General features: G+C 39.8%; 13 protein-coding genes. 6 read left to right on the top strand and 7 right to left on the bottom strand.

Translation table 11 applies throughout. The features are described from left to right. Window positions 1–92: 92 nt before the first annotated feature. The 5 genes from OXPF_RS22430 to OXPF_RS08315 all read left to right on the top strand — a co-directional run bounded on the left by OXPF_RS22430 (window position 93) and on the right by OXPF_RS08315 (window position 3,849). Window positions 93–242, top strand: a complete 150-nt coding sequence (locus tag OXPF_RS22430) for a hypothetical protein (protein WP_160317182.1) — start codon at window positions 93–95, stop codon at window positions 240–242. A gap of 248 nt (window positions 243–490) precedes the next feature. Beyond that, window positions 491–1,150, top strand: coding sequence for a response regulator transcription factor (locus OXPF_RS08330; protein WP_054874746.1), 660 nt, complete (start codon window positions 491–493; stop codon window positions 1,148–1,150). Further along, window positions 1,147–2,166, top strand: a complete 1,020-nt coding sequence (locus tag OXPF_RS08325) for a sensor histidine kinase (RefSeq protein ID WP_242854360.1) — start codon at window positions 1,147–1,149, stop codon at window positions 2,164–2,166. Before OXPF_RS08330 ends, OXPF_RS08325 begins: the two co-directional genes overlap by 4 nt. A gap of 64 nt (window positions 2,167–2,230) precedes the next feature. Beyond that, entirely contained in the window at window positions 2,231–3,031 is an 801-nt protein-coding gene (locus OXPF_RS08320) for an ABC transporter ATP-binding protein (protein WP_054874745.1), read from the top strand. Between the two features lie 8 nt (window positions 3,032–3,039). Continuing rightward, complete coding sequence (locus OXPF_RS08315; RefSeq protein ID WP_423230567.1) at window positions 3,040–3,849, top strand: ABC transporter permease; 810 nt, start codon at window positions 3,040–3,042, stop codon at window positions 3,847–3,849. 194 nt (window positions 3,850–4,043) lie between these two features. On the opposite strand, the gene OXPF_RS08310 is transcribed toward OXPF_RS08315, so the two are convergent. Continuing rightward, window positions 4,044–5,711: a putative ABC transporter permease subunit gene (locus tag OXPF_RS08310; RefSeq protein ID WP_054874743.1), complete on the bottom strand. Its 1,668-nt coding sequence runs from the start codon at window positions 5,709–5,711 to the stop codon at window positions 4,044–4,046. Beyond that, the gene (locus OXPF_RS08305; protein ID WP_054874742.1) at window positions 5,708–6,433 is read right to left on the bottom strand and encodes an ABC transporter ATP-binding protein; all 726 of its coding nucleotides are present in this window, start codon (window positions 6,431–6,433) and stop codon (window positions 5,708–5,710) included. Before OXPF_RS08305 ends, OXPF_RS08310 begins: the two co-directional genes overlap by 4 nt. A 243-nt stretch (window positions 6,434–6,676) precedes the next feature. On the opposite strand from OXPF_RS08305, the gene OXPF_RS08300 reads away from it, so the two are divergent. Next, window positions 6,677–7,381, top strand: coding sequence for a sensor histidine kinase (locus tag OXPF_RS08300; protein WP_054874741.1), 705 nt, complete (start codon window positions 6,677–6,679; stop codon window positions 7,379–7,381). A 217-nt stretch (window positions 7,382–7,598) separates the two neighbouring features. Here OXPF_RS08300 and argS read toward each other — a convergent pair whose 3' ends face one another. The 5 genes from argS to OXPF_RS08275 form a co-directional block, all read right to left on the bottom strand. Further along, window positions 7,599–9,287, bottom strand: coding sequence for an arginine--tRNA ligase (argS, locus tag OXPF_RS08295; protein ID WP_054874740.1), 1,689 nt, complete (start codon window positions 9,285–9,287; stop codon window positions 7,599–7,601). Window positions 9,288–9,305: 18 nt separating this feature from the next. Further along, window positions 9,306–9,719 carry a YwiB family protein gene (locus OXPF_RS08290; RefSeq protein WP_054874957.1) on the bottom strand — a complete coding sequence of 138 codons (414 nt, stop codon included), beginning with the start codon at window positions 9,717–9,719 and terminating at the stop codon, window positions 9,306–9,308. Between the two features lie 108 nt (window positions 9,720–9,827). After that, window positions 9,828–10,613, bottom strand: coding sequence for a DUF116 domain-containing protein (locus tag OXPF_RS08285; RefSeq protein ID WP_054874739.1), 786 nt, complete (start codon window positions 10,611–10,613; stop codon window positions 9,828–9,830). A 115-nt stretch (window positions 10,614–10,728) separates the two neighbouring features. Then, window positions 10,729–11,922, bottom strand: a complete 1,194-nt coding sequence (locus OXPF_RS08280; RefSeq protein WP_054874738.1) for a D-alanine--D-alanine ligase family protein — start codon at window positions 11,920–11,922, stop codon at window positions 10,729–10,731. Between the two features lie 63 nt (window positions 11,923–11,985). Beyond that, window positions 11,986–13,602 carry a UDP-N-acetylmuramoyl-tripeptide--D-alanyl-D-alanine ligase gene (locus OXPF_RS08275; RefSeq protein ID WP_201779693.1) on the bottom strand — a complete coding sequence of 539 codons (1,617 nt, stop codon included), beginning with the start codon at window positions 13,600–13,602 and terminating at the stop codon, window positions 11,986–11,988.

Below are 13,602 nucleotides of genomic sequence, written 5' to 3'. Positions count from 1 at the left end.
AGAAATGCATATGTAAAGCATGGGCATAATTCTAATGCCGAAAATTATGCCTTATGGTAAAATAATAAAAAAAGTTCAAGGAGGTTGCACCCGTGTCAAGCTTTAATACAGTTATGAAGGAATTCCCTCTGCTTATTATGCAGGTAATCGATATGTTTTATAAAATATCTTTAATCATAGCCTTGTTCTATGCCACAAAAGCCTTGAGACTATATATCGATAAAAACAGCAATAAACAATAATCACCGGAATTTATTCTCAAGTATATTTCTATATAAACTCTTATATTCCTCTAATACAAAGTAAAAAAATAAAAAAAGAGATATCTAGAGGCATATCCATAGAGGCATTTATGAACCGTGGATATCGGGTGAGTCAGACAGGGGAGAAAAGCAGGAATACTGTGCGGCAAAAAGCGCATAGTTGATAAAATTTTCCCGTTTAACTTCTGTTTATAATGGCTTGGTATAATGTATGCGAGGTGTTTAATATGAGTAAAATCTTAATTGCGGACGACGACCCGAATATCCGCGAACTTGTCCGCGTTCACTTAAAAAATAACGGCTTTGATGTAATCGAAGCCGGTGACGGCCGCGATGCGCTAGCCAAAGCAGATGGCTGCGACCTTGCGGTTATCGACCTTATGATGCCTAATATGGACGGTTACGAATTGTGCAAAGCACTTCGAAAGCATTATGAAAACTTACCGATTCTGATGCTGACGGCAAAAGCAGATATAAACTCCAAGGCAAAGGGATTCGAGGTTGGCACGGACGATTACCTCACGAAACCCTTTGAGGGCGATGAACTTGTAATGCGAATCAAGGCGCTATTGCGGCGTTACAAAATCGAAAGTTCACAGATTATCCAAATCGGCGGCGTAATAATCGATCGTAACAGCTTTACGGTAAGCGGCGAGGACATTCCGCGCAAGGAATTTGAACTTCTGTTCAAACTGGCCGGCTTTCCGGGACGGACCTTCTCACGCGACACGCTAATAGAAGACGTATGGGGCTATGACTTCGACGGCAACGAGCGCACCCTTGACGTGCATATCGGGCGGTTGCGGGAGCGGTTTCCCGCTGAAGCAAGCGGATTCAGGATTACTACCGTGCGCGGGCTCGGCTACCGCTTGGAGGTGTCTTTGTGAGCGATAAACTTCTTATGCGGCTGAAAATCACCATAAGCATACTAGGCTTTGTGACTGCGATAATGGTATGCGTGATTGCCGCACATTTTTTGCTCGGTACGTTCTTTACACTGGCAACGGTTGCCGATATTGCCGCAAGCGTATGGATTGGATTTGTGCTGTTTGCGATATTCTCCTGGATTTTACACACCGCAGCAAAGCTGTCCCACAGAAATAACGAACGTAACAGCCACTGGGAGGAAATCCTTGCCGCGCTGGAACAGATCAGCCGGGGAAACTTCTCAGTATTTCTTCCCGAAAGTGAAGACATACGTTTTACCGGATTTGCCAAAGCCGTCAATGATATGGCCAAGAACCTGGGCGACCTCGATAAAATGCGCCAGGACTTTATCTCCAACGTGTCGCACGAAATTCAGTCGCCGCTTACATCAATCGGCGGCTTTGCCGCACTGATCAAAACTGACCTGCCCGAAGATGAACGCCGCCGCTATGCCGGGATTATCGAAACCGAAAGCAGGCGGTTGTCGGGGCTGAGCGATAATTTAATGAAGCTGTCCAGCCTTGACAACAATCAGATAACCCGCCGTGACTTTCGGCTTGATAAGCAGCTGCAAAATGTTATTCTCGCTCTTGAACCGCAGTGGGCGGTGAAGAACATCATCCTTGAAGCGGATTTGGAAAAAACTGCGGTAAACGGTGACGAAGGATTGCTTTCACAAGCGTGGACGAACTTGCTCCACAACGCGATAAAATTCACACCACAGGGTGGGATAATATATGTATCTCTGAAAAGCAACACTATCATCATTGCCGACACGGGCTGCGGAATCCCCAAGGAGGATTTGCCCCACATTTTCGAGCGTTTCTATAAGGCGGACAAAGCCCGCAACCACTCATTGGGCGGTAACGGACTGGGGCTGTCCATAGTGAAAAAAATTATCGGCCTGCACGGTTGGACGATTGAAGTTGAAAGTGAATTAAAAAAAGGCACTCGATTTGCAATCCGTTTAAGCTAGGTTTAACCTCCGTTTAATTTGGAGCTGTAGAATAAGCTCATAAAATCAAACGGAGGTTATTTTTATGGCAAAAATGATTGAGGTGCAAAACCTCACAAAACAATACAAGGGCGCCAAGTCGCCGTCGGTGAACGGCGTGAGTTTCTCTGTGGACGAGGGGGAGTTCTTCGCATTCTTAGGCCCCAACGGCGCAGGCAAGACCACCACGATTTCAATTCTCACCACCACGCTGGCTAAAACCGGTGGCGAAGTAAAAATTGCAGGCTATGACGTAGATAAGGAAGCACGGAAGGTCCGAGAGAACGTGGGCATCATCTTCCAGCAGCCCAGCCTTGATCTTAACCTCACTGCCGAGGAAAATATCCGATTCCACGCGGTACTGTACGGGATGTGCGGATACCGTCCGAGTTTCAGGCTGATGCCGAAATTCTATCGTGACAAAATTACGGAGCTTGCCGGTATTGTTGGTATTCAAGATGCGCTGTTCAAACCAATTAAGAAGCTGTCGGGCGGTATGCAGCGGAAGCTGGAAATAATCCGCAGCCTTATTCACACGCCGAAGGTACTGTTCCTTGACGAGCCCACACAAGGGCTTGACGCGGTGTCACGGAGAGGCCTGTGGGGATACATCGATGATACACGCAAGCAGTGCGGTACTACGGTTTTTCTCACCACTCACTACATTGACGAGGCGGAAAATGTAGATAAGGTGTGCATCATCAACCGAGGGCAGATTGCCGTTTGCTCTTCGCCGGAAGAAATGAAAAAGCACCTGCAGTACGACCCCACGCCGAAGGTCTGCCTGCCCACCCTGGAGGATGCTTATGTAGAATTTATTAACAAACATCAGGAGGTGCTTGCATAATGAATGCAATGGTTTCAGGACGCAAACACTCAAAATTTTTCCGGGAAGTAAATACGGTCATTGCAATTATGGCACGTGACATCACGCTTTCGCTGAAATCTCCAAGTTCGCTTTTTGTAAGCCTTATTATGCCGATTATTATGATGGGTATGATTGGCGGCAACCTTATGGAAAATATGTCGGGCGGTTTGGGCTTTGACTTTGGCGGGTTTATGCTTGTGGGAATGATCATCAATATGCTGTTTATGACATCGGCCATGAATATGACCTCCCTAGTTGAAGACCACGGTACGGACTTCACTCAGGAAATGCTGGTATCGCCTGTCAGCCGCGTGTCTATTGTGTTCGGGAAAATTCTCGGCAGTATGTTCGGCGCGGTAATCGCCCTTGCAGGAACGCTGATTGTGGGATTGTTCATGGGCATAATGCTTCCTCTGCCACAGCTTATGTGGCTGCTGCTCTTGTCACCGCTGATGTGTGTGGCGAGCGGCGCCTTCGCAATGCTTTTTATCGGTCTGATAAAAAGCACTAAAGTGGCGAATATGCTCGTGTCGGTGCTTGCCATGTGCCAGATGTTCCTGTCCGGCGCGGTTATTCCCATTAATAATTCAAGCGGCATATTGATGGTACTGTCGCGGATTATGCCTATGACCTACTGCATTGACCTTGCCCGCGCGGTGACCAACTGGGGTACGTCTGAATATAACAGTGTGGTGATGTTTAACCCATTTGTGAACTTTATTGCCATTGCAGTGCTGACAATGGTGTTCCTTTTAATAGGGACTTGGTGCTTTGCAAAAAGCGAGAAGAACAGGTAATAAAGAACGGCCCGCTTTTTTCGGCGGGCCGCTTTCATATGTTGTTCTCAAGCGTTCAATAGAAACTTATCACTTGACTTTTTTAACATGTAAAGAGGCGGTATCCTTGCGGGGCAATTCCTCTCTCCTTCTTTTCCATACCGGTTTGGGGTATGATTAATAAGTTCCCTATCAAGCCGTACCTTTAAGTCCCTTTAGCCTTCTATTTCACTATATCTCTTTTTCGCATATGCAATAAGAAGCTTGTAAACACCAACTGACAGAAGAGTGAATGATGCTATAAGAATAACATATCCCAGTATTATATTATTTACCGTTGAAATAATAAATAACGTACCGGCTACCCATATCATGTTTAAAAACATGCTGGCCACTCCGTTCAAGTTCTGTTTAACAGCCTTCTGAGGATTATCCCAATTTAGATAAGGCCTGAATAAGTCTATAAAAAGAGACAATTCTGTTACAATGACTGCTCCTAAAACCGATATTAAAAATGCCAACAAAACATTTATTAAAGGAAACTTAACTATATATGTGACAGTAATCAATGAAGTTGTTATTCCAATCACAGCTATTAAAAGGCTATGGAGTATTTTCCCCGATATCTGCTCTTTAGGCGTTACAGGTATATATTTTGATACGAAAAACAGATTGCCCTCCCTTGATATGGATGTTGCTGCTGTCATATTTGAAATCACCGTAAAAAGTCCGATACCCGATAATACTAAGGTAGGAATAAACATATTGCTGCTGTTTGATACCAGACTATTAAGTCCCATGAGAGCTTCATTTCCTCCGGTAAAATAAATCATAACAAAAATTCCGGGAACCATGACTATGGGAAACACACAATTCATAAAAAAAACAGGCACTCTGTTAAGTATTTTAAGCTCCCTTGAAAAGATTGCGCCAACTCTTCCCATATGTGTTATCTTTCTATATAGCTCTTCTTCCTGAAGCTTCTTCCCTCCTCTTAAAACTTCGCTCGAGCCTATGTATCCTCCCAGGTAAAGCTTTTGCCCTGAAAATAAAAAAATTATAAGAAATAAAATGGAACACAATGCAAACAAAAGTATATATATTAACCCCTTTATATTTCCGTGCTCAATAAGTCCAAAACTTATCCATGCAGCCGGCGGAAAGCCTCTCGACACAAAATTTACGAAACCCTTTTCTGAAAAGAGCATGCTTGTGATTTTTTCAATATCGCCGCTGGCGGAAGCTCTTTGAATGTATGCCTGTATAGCCATTATGATAATGAAGGAAGCTATGCCCCCCAATATCCTGAATAAATCTCTTTTTTTGCCTATATTGGTTGCTTTCATTACTATTAATGCTGCTATTGACGTTATACACAAGGGTATGATAGGGATAATCAAAATTCCTATAAACGAATACATCCAATACAAAATATTCGCCTGGCTTTTAATGCCGTAAACAATTATAGGAGGCAATACAAAGGGAAGTTCTGTTAAATATTCACTTGCAAGCACTGTACCGAATTTAGCCCCAATTATCTGGTAAGGCTTTAATGGCAATGCTATAAGGTATTCGGTATCATTTGAAAAATAAAAGGTTCCTATAACAAAAAAGAAACCAAAAAACAATATTATGGTGCTGGCCGCCGTTATGCCTAAGGTTATAATGGCTCCTTGATTGCCTGATATAGAAAGGATTTCATAGGAACTTGCCATGAAGTACGTATACCCTGCAATTAAGGGAGATAATGATAAAATCAAAATTACCGGTATGACGGCAATCTTTAGTATTTCAGATTTATTTTTAGAAATCTTGTATCTGAGACTGGAAATACCGAAGGTGGTATTAAACAGTATTTTAAATAACAAAAACAGCTTCTTCATATTTGTGTCATCTCCAGGAATACTTTTTCCAGGGATTGGTTTTGCTCTGTGTATCTCTTTATTTCGTCCATGTCCCCGCAAAACATTATTTTGCCTTTATTTATTATGGCTAACCTGTCGCACAGTTTTTCGGCCACCTCAAGGACGTGAGTGGAGAAAAACACTGTCTTTCCCTGTTTAACATGCTCCCTCATCATTTCCTTTAAAATAAAGGCCGACTTTGGATCAAGTCCCGTTAGGGGTTCATCCAATATCCACACCTCAGGGTTATGAAGGAGTGCCCCTATAACTACGATTTTTTGCCGCATACCGTGAGAATAGCTTTGTATGATATCTCCTGCCGCTTCATATAAATCAAATCTTTTAAGCATATTAACAATTCTGTCTTTTCTTGTTTCTCTTGGCACCTGATATACATCTGCCATGAAGTTTAAATATTCTATCCCCCTTAGCTTTGTATATATATCAGGATTGTCAGGAGCATATCCAAATTGCATTCTGGCATTTATGGGATCAGTTTTAATGTCGTATCCGTTTATTTTTATCCATCCCGAATCTGCATTCAATATGCCTGTTATCATTTTAATTGTGGTGGTTTTGCCGGCGCCGTTGGGCCCTAAAAAACCAAATATTTCTCCCTTTTTGATTTCAAGAGTCAAATTATCTACGGCTTTGACAGCCCCTTTGCTGTAGCTTTTATTGACATTGAAAAGTTCAATCATAATTCTGTCACCTACCTTAAAAAGATTTTGGTCAATTATAATTCTTTATGCCAGCTGCTAAATATTAACATGTCATCAGTATATATCTGTCAATATTATTAGTCAATCAACTATATATTAATTCCTTTTATCCTCAATTTTTTAAAATCAGTTCAATTAAAATATGTTTTTAATTTAGTTATAAAGGAATTTCCATAATTATGTAGAATATATAATAAATACAAACGATAGAGGAGCACAAGCATGGGTTGCAAATTTAATATTTCTGACCAGAACATCGATAATAATTGCACTAATAAAAGCATCGAACAGCAGTACAAGTTCTTTTCCGAAATTGTACATGAATCAAAAAATGCTTTAACTGCGTGTGAAGGTTTTATACAATTCATGCTTATAAAGAAGATTTTTAATGCGGAATACCTTGAAATTGTACTGTCAGAGCTCAGGAGAACCACGGATATATTAAACAGCTACAAGCATGTTGCAGCCCCCGACAACAATGAGGAATACTGTAATCTTAATAACATTATAAGTGAAGTATGCACCCTTTTATCCTCAAGGTTCAACTTAAGGCAAATAACTCTTAATCTTTCATTTTCAGATATACCGGTTTTAGAAGTGGACTGCAATAAAATAAAGCAGGTCATTTTAAATTTACTTGAAAATGCTATAGACGCAATAGGCAAGATGGGAACTATAAGCATTACAACCTTCTATGACGATAATAAAATAACCCTCATAATAAAGGATTCGGGCTGCGGTATTGATGATGAAGTCAAGGAAAAATTATTCACTCCTTTTTTCACCACAAAGACTAACGGCACAGGCTTAGGCCTGCATATATCAAAATCCATAATAGAGGGTTACGGAGGAACCATAAAGGTTGAAAGCTTAAAAGGGAACGGAACGGAATTTACCATTGAATTGCCTTTAAAGCCAGATACATAGGGGGGCTGTCGCATTTGACACACTGCATTTACTGTACTTGAGTTCTGCAAGTTCTAAGGTTCCCTGCCTTGAAAATACAAGAATTTTTAAACTTCATCCGTTCAAACAATCTAAAATTTTAAGTACTTTCTGCGGCAGAGTCACCAAGAGCTTTAGAGAGAACTCTCGCAAATGCTCATTTATGTTGTTTCAAATGCGACAGCCCTTAAATATTATTTTACATTCTTTCAGGAGCAGATATTCCAAGAATCAAAAGGCAGTTCTTAATAACGGTTCTTGTACATTCAATGATGACCATACGGGCTTTCATCAAGTCCTCAGAAACACCCTTTACTCTGCAGCTGTTATAAAAGGTATGGAACAGGGAAGCCAATTCCAGTACATATTTTGTTATCCTGCTGGGGTCCAAGGATTGGGCAGATATGGTAACTTCTTCGGGGAAATAGGACATTTTTTTAATAAGATCAATTTCTGCCTGTTCACCTAAAGCATTAAAGTCAACGGAATTAACTTCGGGGAAATTAATACCCTCGTCATTAAGCTGCCTTAATATACTGCATATCCTGGCATGAGCATATTGTACATAATACACCGGATTTTCATTGGACTTTTCCACTGCCAAGTCTAAATCAAATTCAAAATGTGTATCTGCCGATCTCAAATTAAAGAAAAATCTTGCTGCATCCTTTCCTACCTCTTCAACAAGATCGGATAAAGTATAGCTCTGACCCTTTCTTTTGGACATCCTGGTTACTTCACCATTTCTTATAAGCCTCACAAGCTGCATTATTATAATTTCCAAGGCATCGGGAGATAAACCCAAAGCCCCCATGGCACCTTTCATTCTGGGTACATGTCCGTGATGGTCGGCACCCCATATATCTATTACTTTATCAAACTTCCGTACTACAAATTTATTTCTGTGATATGCCACATCACCTGTGAAATAAGTCGGAATCCCGTTTGCCCTGACCAATACTTCATCTTTTTCAACGCCGTAATTTGTGGCTTTAAACCACAAAGCATCCTCGTTTTCATAGGTATTGCCGGATTTCTTGAAGTATTTTACCGTGTCCTCCACATCTCCATTGTCATATAGGCTCTGCTCTGAAAACCACACATCAAAGTTTATGCCAAAGTCCTCAAGGTCTTTTTTCATCCTGTCAAGGTTCTTATTAAGAGCATATTCTATCAAAGCTTTTTGCCGCTCCATAGAGGAGGCATTTACATATTTATCACCATGGATGTTTTTGAAATTTTCGGCATGTTCCACTATGTCCAAACCCATGTATCCGCCTTCCGGGAACTGTGCATCCAACCCTAAGGCTTCAAGATACCTGGCCTCCAATGACTTCCCGAATTTGTTTATCTGGTTTCCCGCATCATTTACATAAAATTCTTTTTCTACATAAAATCCTGCCCACTTTAGGACTTCTCCCAAAATATCACCGATGGCACCGCCCCTTGCATTTCCTATATGCATTGGGCCGGTAGGGTTAGCGCTTACAAATTCCACCTGCATCCGTTTTCCGTGACCTATGTTCACTCTGCCATAGTTTTCTTTTTCTCTTAGAATGCTTTTCAGCGTATCATAAAGCCAGTCGTTCTTTAACTTGAAATTTATAAACCCCGGTCCGGCTATGTCAACGCTTCCTATGTATGTATCATTAACATCAAGATTTTTAACTATTATTTCAGCTATCTGACGGGGTGATTTTTTAGCCTCTCTTGCCAGCACCATAGCCGTATTGGCGGCAAAGTCACCATGTTCTTTTTCCCTGGGAGCCTCCAGCATGATATCAGGGATGGAAGATAAATTAAGTTCTCCCCTGTCTATGGATTTTTGAATTGCATCCTTCATGGCTTTGTTTATTCCAGATGAAGCAATTTCAATCATATTTGCCATATATTAAAACCTCCGTGATTATTGTATTTTTATGGACAATTCATTGGTAGTTGTATGAAGGCCTGCGGCATCCAGTTGGTATAATAAATTCACAATACCTCCGCTGTCATCCACATTTATCTCTACCTTTGATGGTATTATTATGAGTTCAAATGTTCCGTAAGGTGTCTTATACAAGCTTATGTCCTTGACTCCTGTTCTGAACTTAAGGTTGGTGATGGTGGAACCAAATCTTATTAAATTAACATCCTCTTTTTCTATTTTAACAGTAGTTGTTGTACCTTCCATACCGGTAACTTCAGTTTCTTCGTATACGATAAAATAAGTGCTGTTCTTCTTATAGAATTTCCCTGGAGTCACCAGCTCAATAACTTCTTCCTCATTATTTACCTTTTGCGTGCTTTTAACGGTGACCAGAACATTTTTATTCAATGCAACCAACCCCAATTTATTAATTAAGCTTTCAAAATATTTTAACAGAATACAGAGCAAAATAAAAGCCTTTAAAGGAGTTCCTTCAAAGGAAGATATAGCATATATCTATACTGAAGTCTTATCATAATCCGTAAAATCATGTAAGTATTTTTGTATCATGCCTATGTCAACGCTGGTATTCTTGCAGGGACCATATGGTCGATCATTTAATACACCAAGTACAGGTATACCTCTTACTTCGGATATTCCTCCCGTCAGATCCCTTTCGCAAGCTACGGCTATAACCAATTCCGGTTTATTATTTTGCACCGCGTTTAAAGCAGACGTGCCCCCTGTTGCTACCTCCACTTTTATGCCCGTCCTTTCTTTAAGCTCCACTATGCTTTTTATGACGCAGCTACCGCATTTTCTGCAGTTTTCAATGTGGTTTGTCACTCTGTATTTGCATTCGGAGTTCTGAATGCAGTGAGGCAGCAGCAGAAGTATATTCTGAGGAGCAAATTTCCTGTTGCAGGATCGTACAATTATGTTGTTCATATGTATGTAAAAATGACGGATTGAATCCTTGTTATATTTTAAAAACATTGATAAAGCTACGATGATGTTAAGGAGCATTTTAAAGGAAGAACTCAATGGATACAGCAATTTTTGATTTATTATGCTTTTATTGTATATATATAATGCGTATATGACTGAGGCAATTAAAAGCAGCGCTGCACCCGTCATCATCAAAGCAAATATATTAAGGATGATGTTTACTAATAAACGGTCTATGCTTTTTGACAGGGCAGTTAAAATTGAAGCTATGAATGCAAAGAACAAAAAAACCATAAATGCCAGAGATACATAGCTTCTAAGGCCGAGAACCAATATATTTTCTTTCGTTTTCATTATTGTTAACCTCTCAAATATTAACTTAAGCCATATATCAGTTATTTTTGCCATGTTGAATATTAATATGCCTGATTTTTAAAAACTTAAGGCAGGCTTATTGCCTGCCACTAATTTATTTTCTGTTCTTTCCGCCTTTTATGCTGCCTGAACTGGCCTTTAATAAAAGCTTGGTATCAAATGTATAAATATTTCTGTTGTGCTCCCTGTGAGCATCCAAGGCTGTATTTATCATCCTGTCTATAAGGCTTTTGAAATCAACTCCCTCTGGTTCCCACAGGTAAAAGGCCACAGATCCGGGCATGGTATTTATTTCATTTACGTATATCTTCATGGTATCTTTCTCCATCAAAAAATCTATTCTGGATATACCGCTGCAATCCAATACCATGAAGGTCTTTTTTGCAAGTTCTTTTATTTCATCGGATTTCTCATCGGGTATGGGAGCAGGTATTTTTCTTGTGGCGCTCTTCATTCCTTTTTGAGAATTGCCGCTCATATATTTATCATCAAAGCTTAAAAATTCCTGCCATGTAACGGGCATCTCTAAGGTTGACGCAAAAACCTCATCCTCTCTGCCTGTAATGGAACAGTTTATCTCTGCTGGATTTATAACCCCTTCTTCCACGATGATTTTCCTGTCATACTTTATAGCTATTTCTATTGCATAAATGAGTTCTCCAACATTCTTTGCCTTGCTTATTCCTATGCTGGAGCCTAAATTGGCTGGCTTTACAAACATGGGATATTTGACTTTGCTTTCAATGTTTTTGACAACACTGTCTTTATCCCTTTCATAATCCTTTCTGAAAAACCATGTATAGTTTACAATAGGTATGTCATTTGCCTTTAATATATCCTTCATTATTATTTTATCCATACCGACAGCCGATCCTGTTACACCGCTGCCCACATAAGGTATGTTTGAAAGTTCCAAAAGCCCCTGGACAGTTCCGTCTTCTCCGTGCATACCGTGAAGGGCTGGAAAGATCACATCCACTTTAAGAGTTTCAGCTTCCCTTTTAAAAAAACCCGTTTTAAAGGGATAATAAAAAAGACTGTTTAAGGAAGGTACAGGAGGCAAGAAAACTTTTCTCAATTTCGTCAAAAGATCTTCTATGTTTTTAAAGCTCTTTATGTTTAATAGCTCCTCTCCTGTGTACCAGTCTCCATCTTTGCTTATATATATAGGAGTTACATCATATTTGGTTTTATCTATATTTTCAACAACCTGAAGGCCGGTTACCACCGACACCTCATGTTCTACTGAACGGCCTCCGAATAACACACCCACATTTAGCTTAGGCATAAACACCCCTCCAATCTTTCTTCGTCATTTCATAATATTATGCGGTTAGATAAGTCAATGTTATTATTCATTATAATTATCCGGCAAATCGTTTTCAAATAATACTACATCATTTATTTTTACTATCTGCCCTAATTTTGCTGTAGCCTCATCGAGGCTGGATGTTATGATTATTTTGTCTTGGGGGAAATTTTCAGATTTCAGACCTTCTACTATAGCCTTTGATCTCTTAATCCCTACAAGTATTGCATAATCCACGCAGCAAGCCATGACTTTTCCTAATTTTTTATTTTCCTCATATTCTACGGCGCCTAATTCCACCATTCCCGGGGTAACAACTATTCTGTTTCCTTCACTGAATTCCTTTATGGTTAAAAGCGCTTCTCTCGCCCCTTCGGGATTTGAGTTAAAAGCATCATCAATGACCGTAACACCGTTGTTGGTATCCAATATCTCCAGTCTGTGGGGGACAGGCTTTATTTTTAAAATGCCGCGGTTTATCTCTTCAGGAGTCATCTCAAGCTTCAGAGCAGCACAAATGGCTCCCAGCATATTGCTGACATTATGCTTTCCTAAAAGAGAGGTTTTGCATCCAAAATCAATATTGCCTTCCGTGCTTTTCACTCTGAAGCTTAAACCCTCTTTAGTGTTTTTAATATCGTCTGCATAAATATATATATCCTTATCCCTGTTATTCACGCCGTATATTAAAGTTTCAATCCCCGTTTTTCTGGCAAGGTCAAAACATATGCTGTTATCTCCGTTGAAAATGGCAGTGCCGTCAAAGGGAAGGGATTGAATAAGCTCATATTTTGTTTTTGCCACATTTCCCACGGTTTTAAAGGTTTCAAGATGCTGGGGGCCTACGGATGTGAGTATGCCTATGGTAGGCCCTGCCAACTTGCATAAAGTTTTAATATCTCCCACATTTCTTGCACCCATCTCGCAGACAAAGACCTCATGTTCTTCATTTAGCTGCTCTCGTATAACCTTTGTTATTCCCATAGGAGTATTGTAGCTTTCCGGGGTCATAATGGTATTGTACTTTTCTGAAAGAATTGTGTTTAAAAAATATTTAGTGCTTGTTTTTCCATAGCTTCCGGTTATTCCTATTACCTTTAAGTTTTTCATTCCCTGTATCTTAATCTGGGCTGAACGAAAGTACCTATATTGAAAAGCCATTTCAACAGGATATATGAGCCAGGTTGATAAAAGCATCATAAAAGGCATCAGACATAAGAGTACCGTCAAAAAAAATATAAAGCCAATTGGGTTTTTACTGGTTATATATAACATATATCCAAAAATACAATAAAGTATTATATTCAAAACATACAATCTTGTTGCCCTATGAGTAAATACTAAAGGCTTTTTTGGCTCTTTTTTATTTTTATAGGAAGTATAATAAAGATAAGCCCTAAGGCCTGACCAAATTACTATTTCAATGGAGCCAACCAAGGTATTATAACTATTGATACCCCAAATTAAAAAGAAGCATAAAGCTATTAAAATAAGTGGGATTTCTTTTAAAAAAAGATTTCTTGCATTGTTTTTAATCCACCACCAATACTGTTTTGGCTTGTATCCTTCAAGCTGAGCCATATGAAGCTGATTTTTGCCTAAAATAAAAATTTCTGCAGCAAAGACCAAGGACCCTATTATATATATATATAAATCCAT

The sequence above is a fragment of the Oxobacter pfennigii genome (assembly GCF_001317355.1).
GTDB classification, from domain to species: Bacteria; Bacillota; Clostridia; order Clostridiales; family Oxobacteraceae; genus Oxobacter; species Oxobacter pfennigii.
Note: the sequence above shows the minus strand (reverse complement) of the source record. Positions and strands in the feature narration are given on the sequence as shown.